Origin of the sequence: Streptomyces sp. MUM 2J, from assembly GCF_022414535.1 — a bacterium.
Classification (GTDB): Bacteria; Actinomycetota; Actinomycetes; order Streptomycetales; family Streptomycetaceae; genus Streptomyces.
Window position 1 is genome coordinate 36,842 of record NZ_JADWYM010000042.1, and the last position, 19,210, is coordinate 56,051.

The window sequence follows — 19,210 nt, forward strand, 5'->3', positions numbered from 1 at the left end:
CCGCACCGGCGTGGACAGGCCTGCGGAGCAGGGGGCCACCGGGGAGGACCGGTGCGAATACCGCCCTCGGTTGGGCGATATGGGCGATGTCGCGGCTCTACGTACACCATGTGACGTTCTGGGGCCTTAGCGTGGTCGCGGAAGAGAAACGCGCCGGGCCGAGTCCCGTGCCGCCATCCCGGAATCGAGGTGTCGCCGCGTGCGTGGGTGCGGAATCCAGCGGGCTCCGGGCAAGAAGGTGCGTACCGCGCAGCAGCGGTGGCTGAGGGCGCTTGCCGTACTTCCGCTGCTGGCGTCCCCGCTCGCCGCCTGCGGCGGTGGTGGGGGCTCCGGCCCGGTCAGCATCAACTGGTACAACTTCCCCGACGACTCCGGAGCTCTCCAGAAGGCGGCGGACCGGTGCGGCCAGCAGTCCGGCGGACGCTACCGGATCGTCTACCACAAGCTTCCGCGTGCCGCCGACGGCCAGCGCCAGCAGCTCGTCCGCCGGCTCGCCGCCGAGGACGACTCCATGGACGTCCTCGGCCTCGACGTCACCTGGCCGGCCGAGTTCGCCGAGGCACGCTGGATCCGCGAGTGGACCGGCCGCGCCAAACAGCTGGCCAGCGAGGGCACCCTGCGCGTCCCCCTCCAGACGGCGACCTGGAAGGACAAGCTCTACGCCGTCCCGTACAACACCAACACCCAGCTGCTGTGGTACCGCAAGGACCTGGTGCCCACACCGCCCAGGACCTGGGCCGAGATGCTGGACATGGCGCGCCGTCTCGCCCAGCAGGGCAAACCCCACTACGTGGAGATCCAGGGCGCCCAGTACGAGGGGCTCACCGTCTGGTTCAACACGATGGTCAGCAGCGCGGGCGGATCCATCCTCAACCCGAGCGCCACCGAGGCCTCCCTCGGCCCGCCCGCGGTGCGGGCCGCCGGGGTGATGCGCGACATGGCGAACTCCCCGGCCGCCGACCCCTCCCTGTCCAACCAGATGGAGGACCAGAACCGCCTGGCCATGGAGTCGGGGGTGGCGGCGTTCGAGCTCAACTACCCGTTCGTGTATCCGTCGATGAAGGCGAACAACCCGGAGCTGTTCAAGAACTTCGCCTGGGCCCCCTACCCCCGCGTCGACGCCGACCGGCCGTCACGGCCCACCATCGGCGGCATCGACCTGGCGGTGAGCGCCTACTCGCGCCACCCCGACCTGTCCTTCGAAGCGGCCCTGTGCCTGCGCGACCGGCAGAACCAGCTCACCGCCGCGCTGGAGGGCGGTCTGCCACCGACCCTGCGGGCCCTGTACGACGACCCGTCGTTCGTCGAGCAGTACCCGTTCGCCCAAGAGGTGCTCGACGCTCTCCAGTCGGCGAGTGTCCGCCCGATCACCCCGGCCTACCAGAACGTGTCGATCGTGATCTCCCACGCGCTCTCCCCGCCCTCCGCGATCAAACCGGAGAGCACGGTCGCCAGCATCAGCAGCCAGATCGACGATGCCCTGCAATCCAAGGGTGTGATCCCGTGAACCGCCACCACCGCCACCGCCCCCAACCCACCGCCGGCCGGCACCCGCGTGCGCGCTCCCCGCACCGGGGTGGTCCGAGATGAGCGCGCAAGCCCGGCCCGCCGCGGGTCCGCCGTCCGCCGAACAGCAGCCGGGGCAGGACCGCAAGGCCCTGTCGGAGGGCGCCCGGCAGGAGCGGCGGCTCGGCTGGCTGCTCTGCGCCCCCGCCGTGATCGTCATGATCGCCGTGACCGCCTACCCCATCGGGTACGCCGTCTACCTGTCCCTCCAACGCTACGACCTGCGCTTCCCGGGGCAGGCGGAGTTCATCGGGCTGAGCAACTACGGTGTCGTGCTGTCCTCCTCGTACTGGTGGGACGCCTTCTGGGTGACGGTGTTCATCACGGTCGTGTCCGTCGCCGTCGAGTTGGTCCTCGGCATGGGGCTCGCCCTGGTCATGCACCGCACGATCTTCTGGCGCGGCACCGTCCGCACCTCGGTGCTCATCCCGTACGGAATCGTCACCGTGGTCGCCGCCTACTCCTGGCAGTACGCCTGGACGCCCCAACTCGGCTACCTCGCCGGGATGTTGCCCAGCGGCAGCGCCCCGCTGACCGAGCAGTGGCCGGCCCTGTGGCTCATCGTCCTCGCCGAGGTGTGGAAGACCACGCCGTTCATGGCACTGCTGCTCCTCGCGGGCCTCGCCCTGGTGCCCGAGGAGACCCTGCGGGCGGCCATGGTGGACGGCGCCTCCCCCTGGCAGCGCTTCACCAAGGTGATGCTGCCCCTGATGAAACCGGCGATCCTGGTGGCACTGCTCTTCCGTACGCTCGACGCGTTCCGGATCTTCGACAACATCTACATCCTCACCTCGGGCGCGCACGGCACCGGCTCCGTGTCGATCCTCGGCTACGACAACCTGTTCACCGCGCTGAACCTGGGCATCGGGTCGACGATCTCGGTGCTGATCTTCATCTGCGTCGCGATCATCGCGTTCGCCTTCGTCAAACTCTTCGGTGCGGCGGCACCCGGTGCGGAGGTGAAGCGCTGATGGCCGCCGTAGGAAGGTCGCACTCCGTCCGCTGGGGCATCCTGAACGTGGCGGTGGTGCTGTACGCCCTGTTCCCGGTGTGGTGGATCATCGCCCTGTCCTTCAAGGACCCCAGCACCCTCACCGACGGCGACTACATCCCCCGGCAGTGGACCTGGGAGAACTACCGGGGCATCTTCCAGACCAGCGAGTTCACCCGCGCGCTGATCAACTCGATCGGCATCGCCCTGATCTCCACCACGATCGCCGTCGTGCTGGGCACCATGGCCGCCTACGCGGTGGCCAGGCTCAGGTTCCCCGGCAAGGGGCTCCTCATCGGCATGTCCCTGCTGATCGCGATGTTCCCGCCGATCTCCCTGGTCTCGCCGTTGTTCAACATCGAGCGGATCCTGGGGATCTTCGACACGTGGATCGGCCTGATCATCCCGTACATGACCTTCTCGCTGCCGCTGGCCATCTACACCCTGTCGGCGTTCTTCCGGGAGATCCCCTGGGACCTGGAGAAGGCCGCCAAGGTCGACGGGGCCACCCCGGCGCAGGCCTTCCGGCTGGTCATCGCCCCACTGGCGGCGCCGGGCGTGTTCACCACGGCCATCCTGGTGTTCATCTTCTGCTGGAACGACTTCCTCTTCGCGATCTCGCTGACCTCCACCAACCGCGCGCGGACCGTGCCGGCCGCGATCGCGTTCTTCACCGGCAGTTCGCAGTTCGAGCAGCCCACGGGATCGATCGCCGCCGCCGCCGTGGTGATCACCGTCCCGATCATCATCTTCGTCCTGTTCTTCCAGCGGCGGATCGTCGCCGGACTGACCTCCGGGGCGGTCAAGGGGTGACCGGCACCCGGGCGGCGGGCCCGCCACGGACCCGCCGCCCCGACGGCACACCCCGGACCCGGAAGCTGTGAAGGCAAGGAGGCACCACCGATGGCCGAGATCGTCCTCTCGGGAGTCACCAAGCGTTTTCCCGACGGATCCCTCGCCGTGCAGGGCGTGGACCTCGACATCGCCGACGGCGAGTTCGTGATCCTGGTCGGTCCGTCCGGATGCGGCAAGTCCACCACCCTGAACATGATCGCCGGCCTGGAGGACATCACCGAGGGAACCCTGCGCATCGGCGACCGGGTCGTGAACGACCTTTCGCCCAAGGACCGCGACATCGCGATGGTGTTCCAGAGCTACGCCCTGTACCCGCACCTGAGCGTCCGCGAGAACATGGGCTTCCCGCTGCGCCTGGCCAAGGTGGACAAGGCGACCATCGACGAGAAGGTCGATGAGGCCGCGCGGGTCCTGGACCTGACCGAGTTCCTCGACCGCCGACCGGCCGCCCTGTCCGGCGGCCAGCGGCAGCGCGTGGCCATGGGGCGGGCGATCGTCCGCGACCCGAAGGCGTTCCTGATGGACGAGCCGCTGTCCAACCTGGACGCCAAGCTCCGCGTCCAGATGCGCACTCAGATCGCCCGGCTGCAACGGCGCCTGGGCACCACCACCGTGTACGTCACCCACGACCAGACCGAGGCGATGACCCTCGGCGACCGCGTCGTCGTCATGCGGCTGGGAGTGGTCCAGCAGGTCGGCACGCCCGCGCAGCTCTACGACCTCCCGCGCAACCTCTTCGTCGCCGGCTTCATCGGCTCCCCGGCGATGAACTTCCTCAACGCCACCGTCGAGGGGAGCATCCTGCACTCCGCCCTCGGGGACCTGCCCCTGGACGACCGGACGAGGCAGGCGCTGGAGCGGCAGAACGCACCCCGCGACGTCATCGTCGGTCTGCGGCCCGAGGCCTTCGAGGACGCGGCCCTGGCGCACGACGCCCACGGGCCGGTCATCACCGCCACCGTCGACGTACTGGAGTCCCTGGGCTCCGACGTGTACGTCTACTTCACGCAGGAGGGCGGGCCCGCGCAGAGCGCCGAACTGGACGAACTCGCCACCGACTCGGGCCTGAAGGACACCGGTGCCGGCGGCGTCCAGCAGGTCGTGGCCCGTCTGGACGCCGCCACGCGCGCCCGGGAGGGCCAGCCGCTCGACATGCGGGTCGACATGAGCAAGGCCCATGTGTTCGACCCGGGGACCGGCACCAACCTCTCCCACCCGGAGAACGCCGGCTGACGAACCGGTGCGGGCCTGCCCTCCCGGCCCGCCCTGCTCAGGGGCCGCGACGGGCACGGCGACGGTGCCGGCGGTCCGGCGCATGCTCTCGCGGCGGAGGTGTCGGCCGCGGTACGTTGAGGCACGCCTGCCCGAGCGGAGCACCGCAGCCGACCGGGAGCGCGGTCGGAGGGGGGCGGGGAGGGCGCCGAGGACGTTCGGTCCGGGGGAGCGACGCGAAGGACGGGCCCGGGCGGGCAGACTCCTGGCAGCCGGCGGTGAACGCGGGGGACCCGCCGTCCGTAAGGGACGGGAAGCCCCACGGCCAGCGAGGAGTTGTCCCATGTCGTGCCGGACGCGCCACTGCGGCGGCCGAGCGGACCGGGGAAGCCGGACGACCGGCGTCACCGGGCACGCCGCAGGCGCCGTGCGCCCGGTACGGGCCGCGCTCTTCGCCGCCCTGTGCGTGGTGACGACCGCGTTGGGACACACCCTGATGTCGGGCGAATTGCTGCCCTGGTGGGCGGCCGGTCTCGCGTTCGCCGCCGTCGTGCCGGGCGGGTGGTGGCTGACCGGCCGCGAGCGGGCGGCGCTGACGGTCGTCGGGTCCACCGTCGCCGTTCAGGCGCTGCTGCACGTGCTGTTCGCCGCCGCCTCCCGGCCGGTGCCCGCTGCGGACGGCGCGGCCGCCACGGGCGGGGCCTGCTGCTCGGGCGTGCCGGAGATGATGTCGCTGTCCCACACGGGCATGACGATGCATCACGGCATGCCGTCGGGCGGCTCCGGACCCGTGCCGGGCCTCTCGGTCCCGGGCTTCGTGTCCGCGGTGACGCACGGGGGCTCCGCCGGGATGCTGCTGGCCCATGCGCTGGCCGCGGCCCTGTGCGGACTGTGGCTGTGGCGGGGGGAGGCGGCGGTCCACCGGATCGCCCGGGCCCTGGCGACCGTCCTCGTCGCCCCGTTGCGGCGGATCCTCCGGGCGTCCTCCGCCGCACGCGGCGGCACCGGCGCCCGGTCGTGCCGGGCCGTCCGCCACGGCGCGGAGCACTGGCGGCCCACCGAGTCCGTACTCAGACACGTCGTCGTGCGCAGGGGACCACCACGGCACCGGCTCCCAACCGGTTGTCTGTCTCCCCGTCTCCCGCGCGCCGCGCGGTCCTGATCCCGGACCGAAGGCGGCGGCCCGCGAGCGGGCGGGGACAGGCGCAAGGCCGACGGGCGCATACGCGCGTCGGCCCGTTCTCCTCACCTCCGGGCCCGTACCCCGCGTGACCTTCCGGCGCCTCGGCGACCGCCGAGCGGTGCCTCGCGGCGGGGTGCCGCGACGCTGTCCGCGGGTCCGGTCCCGCCATCGATCAGGAGTCTCCTTTCATGGACCAGTACACGGCCGGCCGCGCGTCCGAGCAGGACGGCGTGCCGACGACGCAGCGGACGACACAGCCGGTGGTGCCGCCGGCGATACGGCCGGTGACGCGGCGGGCGACGTCCGAGCGGCACCCGCGTGCCCGCCGCGCGCGGAACCGTCTCGTGGCCGGCGGCACCGCCGCGGCGGCCACGGCGCTGCTGCTGTCCGGCTGCGGCGGCGGTTCCTCCGCCGACACGTCGGACAAGGCCGCCGCGGCCTCGGCAGCCCCGTCCAAGGGCATGGACGGGATGTCCGACATGGCGATGGGCGATCCCCAGGCCACGCCCGCCGACAGGATCCCCGGTGCCGATGTGGTGAAGGGCAGCTTCACCCTGCTCGACACGCGTCCGCCCGGCATGGACGACGTCAAGGGCACGGCCTGGCTGGCCCAGGGGCCGAAGGGCACCACGGTGACGGTGTCCCTGACCGGCCTGAAGCCCGGCCACCACTACATGGCCCACCTGCATGCCCGGCACTGCAACGCCGACAACGGCGGCCCGCACTTCCAGTTCACCAAGGGCGGCCCGACGGCGCCGCCCAACGAGGTCCACCTGGTGTTCGACGCGGACGCGTCCGGGAAGGCCATGACCACGGTCGGCAACGACAAGAAGACCGGCGAGGGCGCGGTCGCCGTCGTCGTCCACCCCATGGAAGCGATGGACAACCGGATCGCATGCGCGGACTTCGGCTTCTGAGGGCGTCGGCCGTCCTGCCGGCCTGCCTGGGCGTGCTGCTGCTGGCCGGCGCCACCCCGGCATCCGCCCACACCGCACTGAAGGACGCCACACCGGCACCCGGCTCCACGGTCGGCACCGGCACCGGCGTCGTCGCGCTGACCTTCGTCAAGCTCAAGCCCGGCACCACACCGGAGATCAGCGTCACCGGACCCGACGGCACCGCGGTGCCGGTCGGCCGGCCCACGGTGACCGACGGCGCCGTCACCTGCGCCACGGTCAGCCCACTGAAGGCGGGCGTCACCACGCTGACCTACACGGTCACCGCCTCCGACGGCGACACCCAGACCAGCGCCTTCCAGTTCCAGGTCGCCGACGGGGCCGGGGCCGTGCGGGCTCCGGACGCCTGCCGGGGGCTGAACCTCGCGGCACCGGGCGCGGACCAGGACGCGGACGGCACGTTCCCGGGCCTGGACCGCACCACGGCGCTGGTCGCCCTCGCGGCGACCGTCGCCGCTGTCGGCGGGGGAGCCCTGGTCGTGCGCAGGAGACGCCGCCCGCGGTCGAGGGGAAGGAGACGAGCCGTCGGGTGACCGCGGCACCGCGCTCGCGGGCGCGGGCCCGCGAGCGCGGTGCCGGGACGCGAGCGGGGCGAGCGTCACAGGGGCACCGTTCCCACGCCGGGCCCGCGCCCGTCCTCCGCGGGCTCCCGGCCGGTCCCGCAACCGCCCCGCGCCGCTTCCGTGCCGGTCCCGTGCCGCTTCCGTGCCGGTCCCGTGCCGCTTCCGTGCCGGTCCCGTGCCGCTTCTGCGCGGGCCGGTGCCTGCGACGCTTGGCGGCGGAACACCCGACGTCCACGGCGGTGGGGCCCGGGGGTCACCGGTCCGATCCGGTGCACCGGCCGTGGAGTGCGGGGCACGTGCGTCAGACGCCGGAGGCGTGCGTGCGCCACAGCACCACGAGTGCCGAGGCCTGGACGCAGGCCACGACGGTGACGAGCGTGGGAACCGACACCTCGTACAGGACACCGGTCAGCGCCCCGCCCGCGAGCGCGGCGCCGCCCATGACCCCGGCGAAGACGCCGTACGCGGTGGCCCGGCGGCCGGGCGCCACCAGGTCCGCGACGGTGGCGCGCAGGGTGGACTCCTGCACGCCGACCGCCGCGCCCCACACCAGTGCACCCAGCACGGCGACCGCCGGACTGCCGGCGAACGCCAGTACCGGCACGACCGCGGACAGTAGCGGCAGCACGACGAGGACACGAGGGCCGTGGCGGTCGTAGAGCCAGCCGGTGGCCAGTGCGGAGACGGCGTCGGCGACCATCGCGGCGGCGTACAGCACGGGCACCGCGGCGGTGGGCAGCAGACAGCGCGTGACCAGGTGGAAGGAGAGCACACCGAAGGTGGAGAAGCCCACCAGGGTGAGGGCGGTGAAGGCCGCGTACACCCAGAACGCGCGCGGCAGCCGCGGGCGCTCCGTCCCGCCCGGCGGATCCGTGCCCCGGGTGGTGGGCCGACGGGACGCCCTCTCGTAGGCCGCGGCGTCCGGGACCCGGGCGCGCAGCCACACCAGCAACGCGAGCGCGGCCACTCCGGGCAGGGCCAGCACGCCGAACGCCGGGGCGTAGTCGCCGCCGGTCACGGCGAGGACACCGGCCACGGTGAGCGGGCCGATCAGCGCGCCGACCTGGTCCATCGCCTCGTGCACGGCGAAGCCCCGGCCGCGCCCGGTGGCGGCGGTGGCATGGGAGAGCAGCGTGTCCTTGGCGGGGGAGCGGACCGCCTTGCCGATCCGTTCGGCCACCACCAGCGCACACGCGGCCCACAGCGCGCCGGTCAGTCCGAGCAGCGGGACGCTGGCGGCGGTCAGGGCGTACCCGGCGATCGTCCACCCCCAGAAGCGTCCGGTGCGGTCGGCCAGCGGTCCCGACACCAGCCGCAGTCCCAGCGCGGCGGCCTCCCCGGCACCCGTGACCACGCCCACCACGGCCGCGGAGGCGCCCAGGTGGGCGAGGAACGGGCCGGTGACGGACCGGGCGCCTTCGTAGACGAAGTCCATCAGCAGGCTGACCGTGCCGAAGACCACGACGAAACGCCACGCCGTCAGACGCGGCGCCGGCGGCGGTGCGGCCGGGCCCCGGTCCGGGGCGGGCTGCGCGCCGTCGGGTCCGCCGGGTCCGCCGGGTCCGCCGGGTCCGCCGGGTCCGCCGGGTCCGCTGGGTCTCATGCCCTCCCCCTCGTCACTGGCAGACCGCACGGCCGGGTTCCGCACGGTTCGGCTGGCGTTCCGCAGCGCGCACGCCCGCTATGACACGCCCACCGTTTCCAGCAGGAGGTGCAGGTCGCGGGCGGCCTCCGCGGTGGCGAGGGTGGCCGCGGCGAGGACGGCCGCGGTGACGGCGGCCAGGATCCGGTGACGGTCCAGGGGCGGCGCCAGCAGGGCGGCGACGCGGCGGGGGACCGGGCCCGCCGAGGCGAGGGGGCCGCGGCGGCCGGGGAATCCGAGGATGCCGAGGACGGCGCCCGCCGGGCGGAGCGGGGCCGGCCGGCTGTGCTGGGCGAGGGCGGCCTTGCCCACGGTGCGGGCGACGCGGCCGCGGTCACCGGTCCGGGCGGCGGCGTCCTCGTCGGCCCAGCGCTCGATGGTGTACGTGACGGCGGCGGCCAGCGGACGCAGCAGCGGATTGGCGGAGGCGCCGAGCTGGGCGAGGGCGACGAAGACGAAGTGGTGCCCGGTGAGGTGGGCGCGCTCGTGGGCGAGCAGGATGGCGCGCTCGGTCCGGTCGAGCCGGTCGAGCATGCCGGTGGAGACGACGATCCGGCCCGGCAGACCCGGTACGGCGAACGCGTCCGGGACCTCGTCGTCGACGACGACCAGGCCGTCGCGAGCGGGCATGCAGGCCGCGTCCACCGCGGCGGCGGCCAGGGTGCGGGCACGGCGCCAGAGCATGCGGGCGGCCGTGACGAGGGCGCCGCCGAGGAGGAGCCCGGCGATCAGGGCGACGGAGAGTTCCGTGGGGGCGTCCCGCTGGGCGGTGTGCGCCGACCAGTGGCCGAGCCCGGCGAGCTGCGGGACGCGGAGCAGGCCGGTGGCGGCCAGCAGTCCCAGGGAGACGGTGCTCGCCGCGCCCAGGACGAGCGCGGAGGCCGTGAGCAGCCAGGTGGCCAGGCGGGGCTCACACCGCTCCGACAGCGGGCGGGCACCGAGCGGGGCCAGCAGGCACAGCAGCAGCGGGACGTACACGGCGACATGCATGCGGGCGCCTCCCTTACCGGCCGGGCTTGTGCTCGGGGTCGAGGAGGTGGCGCAGCAGGTCGGCGTCGGTGTCCGACAGGGTGTCGGCGAAGCGGGCCAGCACGGCCTCCCGGTCGGGCCGCTCCTCCAGCACGGTCCGCATGCGGCGGGCGGCGAACCCGGCGTCGTCGGTCACCGGGGCGTAGGCGAAGGCCCTGCCCCGCGGGGTGCGGGTGAGCAGGTCCTTGGCGTGCATCCGGGTCAGGATCGTCACCACGGTGCTGTAGGCGGGCCCGCCGCCGAGCCGTTCGGTGACCTCGCCCGGGGTCAGCGCGCCGTCCGCCTGGTGCAGCAGCGTGAGGATCTCCGCCTCGCGGGCGCCGTTGGGCCGCTTGGGGCCCCGGCCCTGGGTGTCGCCGCGCATGGGTTTGTCGTTCTCCCGCTCGTCTTCTACATTCGTGTAGAACTTCTACGGCGGTGTAAAAGTCGCCGTCTCCAGAGTGTGCCATGCGTGTGAGTCCGGGGGCAGTCCGCACCCGGTGGCCGCGCCGGGCCGGAAAGGACCCAGGGTGTTCCAGGCCCTCAATCCGCTGGACGCCACCTCGTTGCTGACGGCGTTCGGCACCGCGGGCGTGTTCCTGGTGCTGTTCGCCGAGACCGGTCTGCTGATCGGCTTCTTCCTGCCCGGCGACTCGCTGCTGTTCACCGCCGGGCTGCTGTGCACCACGCACGGCGGAAGCGGCGGCGTGCACCTGGCGCTGCCGGCCGTGCTGGTGGCCGCCGCGGCCGGGGCCCTGCTCGGTGCCCAGGTGGGGCACCTCCTCGGCCGCCGCGCCGGCCGGACACTGCTGGCCCGCACCCGCAACCGGCATCTGGCGGACGGCGTGTCGCGGGCCGAGGACCTCCTCGCCCGGTACGGCCACGGAAAGGCCATCGTGCTGGCCCGCTTCGTCCCGGTGGTGCGCACCGTCCTCAACCCCCTGGCCGGCATCGTGGGCGTGCCCACCCGCGCCTTCGCCCTCTGGCAGGCCATCGGCGGACTGCTCTGGACGGCCGGACTGGTCCTCGGCGGCTACGCCCTCGGATCGAGCATCCCGAACGTCGACCGCTACCTGCTCCCGCTGGTCGGCCTGATCGTCGCCGTCTCCCTGGTGCCGCTGCTCCTGGAGGCACTGCGGGCCCGCCGCCGTGCCCGCGCGGCGCAGGCCCCGACCCGCGAGCACGCCGGGTGAGCCCCGAGCCCCCGCCCCGCACCACCCGCGGATCCACCGCCGGCCACCACGCCACCTCCCACGTTCCGGCCCCGCCCCGGCCTCCGATGTGGGTGCCGGTGCCGATGCCGGGGTCGGCGTGGGGCCGAGCAGTCCGCGCCGGGGCGGCCCGAGGCGCAGGCGCCGGGGCGGCCCGTGCCGCCGGTGCCGCCCGCGCGGCCGCTGCTGTCCGCGTCGGGGCGATCCGCGCCACCGGCGCCGTCCGTGCCGACGCGGTCCGCGCCGTCCCGGCCGTTCGCGCCGTCGGCGCACCCTCCGGCCGAAGGCCGGCGACCGTAGGGGCCTGGCTCCGCCTGCCCCCGACATGCCTCAGATTGGGACCCCGATGAGTGCCATCAGCCTTGGTCAGTCCGTCGTCCTCGGAGTCGTCGAAGGATTGACCGAGTTCCTGCCCGTCTCGTCCACCGGCCACCTCAAGATCGCCGAAGGGCTCATGGGGATCCCGGTCGACGACGACTCGGTCGTCGGATTCTCCGCCGTCATCCAGGTCGGCGCCATCGCCGCCCTGCTCGTCTACTTCTTCCAGGACATCCGCCGCTTCGTCACCGCTTGGGGCCGCGGACTGCGGAACAAGGAGGAGCGTTACCACCACGACTACAAGTTCGCCTGGTGGGTCATCTACGCCACCGTCCCGATCGTGATCGTGGGCCTGGCCGCCAAACCGCTCATCGAGGGCCCGCTCGCCTCGCTGTGGGTGGTGGCGGGCTCGCTGATCGTCGGATCCGGCGTGATGTGGGTCGCCGACCAGATGGGCCGCCACAAGCGCGGCGAGGACGACACCTCCCTGAAGGACGCGATGCTGGTCGGCACCTCGCAGATCCTCGCGCTGCTCTTCCCCGGCTTCTCCCGCTCCGGCGCCACCATGTCCACCGCCCTGATGCTCGACCTGGACCGCGTCGCCGCCACCCGCCTGTCCTTCTTCCTCGGCATCCCGGCGCTGACCGGCGCGGGACTGTACGAGCTGAAGGACGCCCTGGGCGCGGGCGTGGGCGTCGTCCCGCTGGCCGTCGGCACCGCCGTCTCCTTCGTGGTCGCCTACGCCACCATCGCCTGGCTGCTCAAGTTCGTCGCCACCCACTCCTTCAACGCCTTCGTGGTCTACCGGATCCTCGTCGGCACAGCGCTGCTCGGCCTGCTGGCCACCGGCGTGCTCACGGCCTGACCCACACCGCCCGGCACCCCCGCGGACGCGCACGGCCGCCCGGCCGGCACGGCGTGTCTGCCGGGCGGCGGTACTCCGGGACCGGGGCCGACCGTTTCGTTGTCCGCCCCGGGGTGCCGGGTGCCTCTCCACCCTCCGGCCCCTCCGTCCTCGCCCCGGCCGTGTCTCCCGTGCCGAGCCGCCCCGCCCCGGGCCCGGTTGACGGCCGAACCCGCCGTAGGACACCGCTCGGCCATCCGCGCCCTCTGCGCCGGCGGGTGGCAACCGCACCACCACAGCAGGGCAGGAAACGGACCCGTGCGCGGCATCACCGAGGCGAACCTCAGGAAGCGGGCCGGTGCCCGTTCCTTCGAACGGGGCCGCGGCTGCCTGGACGCGGTGTCCGGGGTCGAGATCGGTGACGGCTGGGTCCGCGCGAGCGTTCACGGCACCGAGCGGTACGAGGTGGAGCCGGCCCTGGAGGAACCCGGCGGGCCGACCGGCACCTGCGACTGCCCGTACGGCGTGGAGGGCAACTTCTGCAAGCACCTGGTCGCCCTCGGCCTGACGGTGCTCGCCCGGCGGGCGGGCCTGCCACGGCAGCGGAAGGCGGCCCGGGACCGCGCTCAGCACCTCGACGGATGGCTTTCCGCCCTGTCCAAGGCCGAGTTGCTCGCTCTGCTGCGGCAACAGATCTACGAGGACCGGCAGTTGCGGCACCGCCTGGAACTGAAGGCCGCGAGCGCCCGCGGGGACCTCGCCGCGGTCCGGGCCCGCATCCGCCAACTGCTCGGCATCGGCCCCTTCGCCCGTCACACCGAGTCGCCGACCGCCTCGCTGCCGTCGGCGGCCCTGGCCGAGTCAGCGCAGTGCAGGGCCAGCGTCGGCGTGCCGGGACCGATCCATCTCATCAGGTTGCGCATGGCAAACAGAGCGTTCGGGTGATCTTCGGCGTTCCGTGTTCTTTTCAGCGCCTATGATCCACTGTCGTGACAGACAGTCAGGGAGCCTGTGATGGCCAGCACTTGGCCGACGTGGTGGTCCTCGGCACCGGTCCGGCCGGGCTGGTGCCGGGAGACCTCCGGCTCCGCTCCGGGATCGACCGCGCCCTCTGCGTCCTCCTGGAACGCGCCAGTGGTGAGCACCTCCGGGCCCCGGCCGGCTTCCTCGCCGCCCACCCCGTGCGCATCCTGGAACGCAACGGCCCGGACGAGGGGCCGAGCCGGCGCGGGCAGGAGCACGGCGTCTGCGACTTCCGCACCGAGGACGGCCGCTTCCGCCCGGACTACCGGCGGCTGGGCCGCGGCGAGCCGCACACCGTCCATCCCGGGTACCAGCCGGGCGGTCGCCTGCGGGGCCGATGTCCCACCGCCGTAGGACGGATCCGCTTCCGTGCGGAGGCGGTCGCCGTGCACGACGCGGACCACCCGGCGCCCTGCGTGACGGATCGGGCCGCCTGTCCCGCGTCTGGCGCGCGCAGGAGTCCTCGCACAGGATGATCCGTCTCCTGTACGGCGGGTCCGGACCCGAGGACACCTCGCCCTCCCCGGAGCGCCTGTGCCGCTCCCGCATCGCGGCACCGTGCGGCTCACGCACCCACCAGGGTTGGTTCACCGAGCACTACGTCGGCATCTGACCAGGCCCTTCCGCCCCTCGACCCTTTCCTCGCCTCTCCCTGCCCCACTGCCGCTCGCTAGCCCTCCCCGTCTCCCGTATCCCGGGCCCGGACCCAGCCGCATGCTCCTGTCCGCGGCACGGGCCGTCGGGCCGGGGCACGGGCCTCCTTCCTCGACACGGACACCCCATGCATCCCCAGGACTCCTTCACCATGCCCACGCACACGACGAAGGCGCACGTCGCCGACGACGCGGCGCGGCTCAGCGCGACGGCCGGACTCGTCCGCGAACAGGACGCCTCGGTCCTGTTCGCGCACGTGCTGCCCGGCCTCGACGGCCCCGAACTGCGCGCCCTGACGGACCGGTGCCGCTTCGCCCACGCCGCGGTACTCGTCTTCCCGCCCGACGCGCACACGCTGCGGACCGAGATGGCGGCCTGCGGGCTGACCACCGACGGGGCGGCGCAGCCCAGTGTCGTCGTCCGCGACCGCCTCGCCGCGCGCCATCGCCGCGACCCCGCGGACCTTGACGTAAGGATTCTCCGGCCCGCCGTCCGCGGCCCCGACGGAGACCACCGGGCGGTCGAGGTGTTCGCGCTGACCGTGCCACCGGGGTCCGGGCTGTCCGCGATCGCCTCCCACGAACGCAGGCTCGACCACGAGGCACACCTGGCCTTCGACGTGCCGCGGCCCGACCCGCTGGTGCTGCGCGGGCTCCTGGCGAGCTTCGCGCGGCACGGCGCGACCGCCGACGGCGGCGGTTACAACCCGCACGAGGACGGGACCGTCTTCTACTTCACCGCACCCCCGGGCACGAAGACGGCGTACCGGCGCGTGGAGCTGTACGCGAGCGGGGAGCACCACGAGGTGCTGACCGAGCACCTCGCCGAGACGTCCGCACGCCGGCAGGCCCGACCGCAGCCCGCGGAAACGCTCCTGCGACTCCTGACCGGTGCCTGGACCACCCAGGCACTGGCGGCGTGCGCACAGCTGCGGCTGCCGGAGGCCATCGCACGGCACCCCGGCGCCGGCACCGCCGCGCTGGCTAGGGTCGTCGGCGCACAACCGCGGACCCTGGCCACCCTGCTGCGCTACCTCGCGATGCTGGGCGTGGTGTCCGAAGCCCCGGACGGCTTCCACCTCACCGGCGTCGGTGAACTCCTCGACGCGCGGGCCCCGGGCTCGATGCGGCCGCTGGCGCTGATGTACGGCGGCCCGTTCTACCAGTCCTTCGCCCACCTGACCCACACCGTACGCACGGGGGAACCCGGCTTCGATCACCTCCACGGCGAGAACCACTTCGACCACTTCGCCCGCGACCCCGAACTCGCCGCCCTCTTCGACCAGTCCATGGCGTCCAGCGCCCTGATCTTCGATTCCCTCCCCGCGCATCCGGTGCTCACCGCCGCAGCCGGCGCCGCCGGCCGGCCCCGCACCGTCGTGGACATCGCCGGGGGAACCGGAGAACTCCTCGGCCGCGTGCTGACCGCCCACCCCACCCTGCGCGGCGTCCTCCTCGAACGCCCCCAGGTCCTCGCCGCCGCCCGCACCCGCCTCACCGCCACCGACGCCGGCGACCGCTGCGACTACCGCGCGGGCGACTTCGCGGACGTACCCCCGGGCGGCGACGTCTACCTCCTCTCCCGCGTCCTGCACGACTGGGACGACGACCGCTGCCGGACCATCCTGCGCCACTGCGCCGACGCCATGCCGGAGCACGCCGATCTCCTCGTCGTCGAACGCCTCCTGCCACCCGACGACACCCCGTCCCTGGCCACCGCGTGGGACCTCCACATGATGTGCAACACCGGGGGCCGAGAGCGCACCGCGGACCACTACGCGCGGCTCCTGAACGACGCCGGACTCGACCTCGTCGCCCACACCCCCCTCCCCCTCGGCGCCCACACCCTGCACGCCCGCAGGACCTGACACGCCGGTGCGCCGCTCGGCCGCGGCGCCGGTGCGGTCCACCGGCCACACGGTCCCGGGCCCTCATCACGGGGGGCGACGGCCCGAGGGCGGGCGCGTCCTCCGCTCACGGGCGGCACCCGTGTGTGCCCGGGAGCCGCGTGTGCGGGCGACCGGCCACGGTCCCCCGCACGGCGCGCGGGCTACCCGTCGGTGTGGGGGACGGTCAGGACCGGGCAGCGGGCGTGGTGCAGGACGCCCTGGCTGACGGAGCCCAGCAGCATGCCGGTGAAGCCGCCGTGCCCGCGTGTGCCCACCACCAGACCGAGCGCGTGCTCGGACGCCGTGGCCAGGACCTGCACCGGGTGGCCCGTCACGACCTCGTGGTGCAGTGCCACCTCCGGACGGGTGGCGGTACGCCCGGCGACGGTCTCCGACAGCAGCCGGCGGCACTCCTGGAGCGCCGCGTCCTCGTCCAGGGCTCCGAGCCGCGGTGGGTGCCGCACGTACAGGGCCCGCAGGACCGCGCCGCGCAGGGCGGCCTCCTCGAAGGCGAAGTCGACGGCGGCCGCGGACTGGGGGCTGCCGTCGACTCCGACCACGAAATACGGGGGCTGCTGTGCGATGTGCTCCGACTCGGGGACGGCCACCACGGGGCAGGGCGCGTGAGCGATCAGCGGCAGGGTGACGGCGGCGGAGGTGAAGAGCTCCTGGACAGGACCCAGATGCCAGGAACCGAGCACGATCATGGTGGCGTGCTGCGCCTGCTCGCTCAGCACCCACGCCGGATGCCCCTCGGCCAGCAGCCCGGACACCGGAAGCTGCGGATGCCGGGACTCGACGAAGGCCACCGCCTCCTTCAGCACCCTGTCCCCCGTGGCGTGCAGTGCCTCGTTCCACTCCTCCCAGGACGGTCGGCCGCCGGTCGGCCGGTATCCGGGGGTCGGCACGTTCTGCGCGAGGGCCAGAACCAAGGGCAGGCGGCGTCGGTCCGCCTCGTCGGCGGCCCAGGCGAGCGCCGCGCGCCTGCCGGGATCGGGGTCGACACCGACCACGATCGGGTTTCGTCCAGGTACGTGGGGCATAGCCGACTCCTTCGGTTCCTTCGGCCAGCACGCCGGGCCCGCGGCAGGTCACGGGAACCGTCATGATGGTTCTGCGCCGTGTCGTGCCTCCTTTCGAGGCCGCGAAGGGGCCGTGGCGCCGACGCGGTCCCGGAGGCCGAAAGGCCGGTATCGGAGATCAGTACCTCCATCGCCTCGGTTCCGGGGCCGCTCCTCGTCACGCTGAGGCGTCCGCCCCGTGCAGGGTGGACCCCTGGGCCACCGCACGGTTCCGCCGCCTTGGCAGAGGCGGTGTGCGGACGGAGAGCCGGGCCGGCGACTTCGGGAACCGACCGGCCGTGGGGCAGCAGCACGGACCGGCCGGCCGCCCCCGGCAGCCATGTCCCGCCGGTCACCGCCTACAGCCAGTAAACAACGACGGCCCACTGCCCGCAGCGAAGACGGCTTCGCCGGCCCGGCGCCGGGCCTGTCCGCTGCGAGGGCGGGAGATGCAGCAGGTGCGGTGAAAGGCGGCGCAGGTAGTACAGGGAGCGCAGCGCGAAGCCGCCCTGCGCACCCGGCGCACCGGCCCCCAGCGAGGCCGAGCGCCGCACCGCCATCGGCGTCACCGGCCGCTACCGCCCCGGGACCGCGAAACACCTCGCCGTCCCTCTCACCGCCCTCGACACCTACCTGCACGACCGCTACGCCACCGGCCTGCTCAAGAAACCCTCGGCCGCCTGAACGGCCCCCTGCGCGACCGGCCCGTCGAAGGCGCCGACGAGGACGCCCGCCGCGAACAGGTCCTGGCCTCCGCCCGCTCCAGCCGCCTCACCGACCAGAGCTGGTTGGCGGCCCGGTTGTTGCAGCCGGAGGGGTGTGCGCGGGCTCTGTTCGAGAACCGCATTCCGCTACTGGCCGACGAGCAGTTGGAGACCCAGGTGACGGAAAGTCACGGGGAACTCTCCCGTCCCGGGGGGAGATTGACTCAGTGAGGAGGTACGGATGGAAGACCGTCATGGCTAGTAGGACTAGCTGATCTACGGATATGATCACCGCGTGTGTGCGGCTGACCTCACCCAGGGCGCGGCGACCTCCGTGCCGGACGTCGACTTCGAAGCGCGAGTGCTCGTGTGTCCGGCCTATGGAAGCAAGGAGTCGCGTAGACATTGGCACGACACGCTTGAGCAGGAAGTGCCCTTTGGCGAGAAGTCCTTGACGAGGCATCTGTCGTCTGGACAGCTTGAGCAGCTCAGTCGCATACATCCCAGTGGTATGGCCCGCTTCTGGGGTGCCACATCGACTCATGACAAGGCCATGTCCGGCGTGCGTACAGGCGACGTGGCTCTGTTCACCGGGGCGAAAAAGGTGCTGGCTGTAGGAGAAGTCGGCGTCATCTTCGTCAACCGCGAGGTTGCGGATACTCTCTGGCCGCCATCGCCCGGAGGCAAGAGCTGGCATACCGTGTACAGCCTGCGGGACCTCGTCCCAGCCGAGGTGCCGTACGAAGAACTCGCTGAACTGATCGGATATTCCAAGAACTACGGATTTCCCGGCCAGTTGGTGCTCCAGGGTAGCAAGGCACGAGCTGTCATCGAGGGTTTGCGCATAACCACCAGGACGGTGTTGGAACAACTGGGCATCGAGAAGTCGCCTGCCAGCAGTCTGCTCCCGGTTCAGCGGACTCAACTGGAACAACAGCACACGCCCGTCGTCCGCTTCGAGCGTGCGGCGACGACGACCCTCTACAGGCGTGAGGAACAGCCGTTGGTCACGGAGTTCTGCGCCACGCTCACCGTGGCTGCTGAGCGCTTCCGCTCTCCAGCCGGCCTTTGTGACATCTATGTACAGGGGCCTGACGGCGTGGAGCTGATCGAAGCGAAGAGCCGTGCCGGGCACGCGTACGTGCGTGAAGCTCTCTCCCAGCTGTTGGACTATGCCCCGCACAGTCCGCGTCCTGTGGATCGGCTTGCCGTGCTGCTCCCCGAATCGCCCGGTGAGCGGGAGCTTCAGCTGCTGCACCGGTATGGCGTCGACTGCATTCACCGGGTATCTCCCGGTGGTTTCCGCAGAGTTCCGGCTCCCGACGACAGGCGGCACCTGATGAGAAGACTGTGGACGGAGAACTGAGCCCGGAACCAGCGCGCGCCAATCGGTCTGTGGACGAGGGAACTGTGGGACTCCTGTTCGCGGGCGAGGGCGAAGGGTGACCGGCCGAAGCGAGGCTCGCGCGGGTGGCAGGTCCACGTACTCGGGCCGGTTCATCAGCTCCAGCACCGCCTGCCGCTCGGTGTC

At 72.8% G+C, this 19,210-nt stretch carries 18 protein-coding genes and 1 pseudogene; 14 read left to right on the forward strand and 5 right to left on the reverse strand.

What is annotated here, in order from left to right; genetic code table 11:
- Nucleotides 1-199: 199 nt before the first annotated feature.
- From I3F54_RS26465 to I3F54_RS26495, 7 genes are all read left to right on the forward strand, one after another.
- A complete protein-coding gene (locus I3F54_RS26465) occupies nucleotides 200-1,507 on the forward strand; it encodes an ABC transporter substrate-binding protein (RefSeq protein ID WP_240121426.1) in 1,308 nt (435 codons plus the stop codon).
- A 79-nt stretch (nucleotides 1,508-1,586) separates the two neighbouring features.
- Entirely contained in the window at nucleotides 1,587-2,537 is a 951-nt protein-coding gene (locus I3F54_RS26470) for a carbohydrate ABC transporter permease (protein ID WP_240121427.1), read from the forward strand.
- On the forward strand, nucleotides 2,537-3,370 hold the full coding sequence (locus I3F54_RS26475) for a carbohydrate ABC transporter permease (RefSeq protein WP_240121428.1): 834 nt from the start codon (nucleotides 2,537-2,539) through the stop codon (nucleotides 3,368-3,370). The genes I3F54_RS26470 and I3F54_RS26475 overlap by 1 nt, the downstream gene beginning before the upstream one ends.
- A 90-nt stretch (nucleotides 3,371-3,460) precedes the next feature.
- On the forward strand, nucleotides 3,461-4,645 hold the full coding sequence (locus I3F54_RS26480; protein ID WP_240121429.1) for an ABC transporter ATP-binding protein: 1,185 nt from the start codon (nucleotides 3,461-3,463) through the stop codon (nucleotides 4,643-4,645).
- Between the two features lie 322 nt (nucleotides 4,646-4,967).
- A complete protein-coding gene (locus tag I3F54_RS26485) occupies nucleotides 4,968-5,786 on the forward strand; it encodes a hypothetical protein (RefSeq protein WP_240121430.1) in 819 nt (272 codons plus the stop codon).
- 209 nt (nucleotides 5,787-5,995) lie between these two features.
- Nucleotides 5,996-6,724, forward strand: coding sequence for a superoxide dismutase family protein (locus tag I3F54_RS26490; RefSeq protein WP_240121431.1), 729 nt, complete (start codon nucleotides 5,996-5,998; stop codon nucleotides 6,722-6,724).
- Nucleotides 6,703-7,296: a copper resistance CopC family protein gene (locus I3F54_RS26495; protein WP_240121432.1), complete on the forward strand. Its 594-nt coding sequence runs from the start codon at nucleotides 6,703-6,705 to the stop codon at nucleotides 7,294-7,296. The genes I3F54_RS26490 and I3F54_RS26495 overlap by 22 nt, the downstream gene beginning before the upstream one ends.
- Nucleotides 7,297-7,627: 331 nt before the next feature.
- On the opposite strand, the gene I3F54_RS26500 is transcribed toward I3F54_RS26495, so the two are convergent.
- The 3 genes from I3F54_RS26500 to I3F54_RS26510 all read right to left on the reverse strand — a co-directional run bounded on the left by I3F54_RS26500 (nucleotide 7,628) and on the right by I3F54_RS26510 (nucleotide 10,361).
- A complete protein-coding gene (locus tag I3F54_RS26500; RefSeq protein WP_240121433.1) occupies nucleotides 7,628-8,929 on the reverse strand; it encodes an MFS transporter in 1,302 nt (433 codons plus the stop codon).
- A gap of 78 nt (nucleotides 8,930-9,007) precedes the next feature.
- On the reverse strand, nucleotides 9,008-9,958 hold the full coding sequence (locus I3F54_RS26505) for a M56 family metallopeptidase (protein ID WP_240121434.1): 951 nt from the start codon (nucleotides 9,956-9,958) through the stop codon (nucleotides 9,008-9,010).
- A 13-nt stretch (nucleotides 9,959-9,971) separates the two neighbouring features.
- Nucleotides 9,972-10,361: a BlaI/MecI/CopY family transcriptional regulator gene (locus I3F54_RS26510; RefSeq protein ID WP_240121435.1), complete on the reverse strand. Its 390-nt coding sequence runs from the start codon at nucleotides 10,359-10,361 to the stop codon at nucleotides 9,972-9,974.
- Nucleotides 10,362-10,506: 145 nt separating this feature from the next.
- Here I3F54_RS26510 and I3F54_RS26515 point away from each other — a divergent pair, with 145 nt between their 5' ends.
- The 6 genes and pseudogenes from I3F54_RS26515 to I3F54_RS26540 all read left to right on the forward strand — a co-directional run bounded on the left by I3F54_RS26515 (nucleotide 10,507) and on the right by I3F54_RS26540 (nucleotide 15,893).
- Nucleotides 10,507-11,169, forward strand: coding sequence for a DedA family protein (locus I3F54_RS26515; RefSeq protein WP_240121436.1), 663 nt, complete (start codon nucleotides 10,507-10,509; stop codon nucleotides 11,167-11,169).
- A 364-nt stretch (nucleotides 11,170-11,533) separates the two neighbouring features.
- Nucleotides 11,534-12,370: an undecaprenyl-diphosphate phosphatase gene (locus I3F54_RS26520; RefSeq protein ID WP_240121437.1), complete on the forward strand. Its 837-nt coding sequence runs from the start codon at nucleotides 11,534-11,536 to the stop codon at nucleotides 12,368-12,370.
- Nucleotides 12,371-12,667: 297 nt separating this feature from the next.
- Nucleotides 12,668-13,165, forward strand: a pseudogene (locus I3F54_RS26525) (SWIM zinc finger domain-containing protein); the annotation flags it as partial.
- A gap of 173 nt (nucleotides 13,166-13,338) precedes the next feature.
- Nucleotides 13,339-13,848, forward strand: coding sequence for an FAD-dependent monooxygenase (locus I3F54_RS26530; RefSeq protein ID WP_240121438.1), 510 nt, complete (start codon nucleotides 13,339-13,341; stop codon nucleotides 13,846-13,848).
- A complete protein-coding gene (locus I3F54_RS26535; RefSeq protein WP_240121439.1) occupies nucleotides 13,845-13,985 on the forward strand; it encodes a hypothetical protein in 141 nt (46 codons plus the stop codon). Before I3F54_RS26530 ends, I3F54_RS26535 begins: the two co-directional genes overlap by 4 nt.
- Before the next feature lie 168 nt (nucleotides 13,986-14,153).
- Nucleotides 14,154-15,893 carry a methyltransferase gene (locus I3F54_RS26540; RefSeq protein WP_240121440.1) on the forward strand — a complete coding sequence of 580 codons (1,740 nt, stop codon included), beginning with the start codon at nucleotides 14,154-14,156 and terminating at the stop codon, nucleotides 15,891-15,893.
- Nucleotides 15,894-16,075: 182 nt separating this feature from the next.
- On the opposite strand, the gene I3F54_RS26545 is transcribed toward I3F54_RS26540, so the two are convergent.
- Nucleotides 16,076-16,957, reverse strand: coding sequence for a universal stress protein (locus I3F54_RS26545; protein WP_240121441.1), 882 nt, complete (start codon nucleotides 16,955-16,957; stop codon nucleotides 16,076-16,078).
- Between the two features lie 377 nt (nucleotides 16,958-17,334).
- Entirely contained in the window at nucleotides 17,335-17,535 is a 201-nt protein-coding gene (locus I3F54_RS26550; RefSeq protein ID WP_240121442.1) for a hypothetical protein, read from the reverse strand.
- A 439-nt stretch (nucleotides 17,536-17,974) separates the two neighbouring features.
- Between I3F54_RS26550 and I3F54_RS26560 the strand changes: the two genes are divergently transcribed.
- Nucleotides 17,975-19,045 (forward strand): hypothetical protein, encoded by a 1,071-nt coding sequence (locus I3F54_RS26560; protein ID WP_240121443.1) that lies wholly within the window; start codon nucleotides 17,975-17,977, stop codon nucleotides 19,043-19,045.
- Nucleotides 19,046-19,210: the final 165 nt, after the last annotated feature.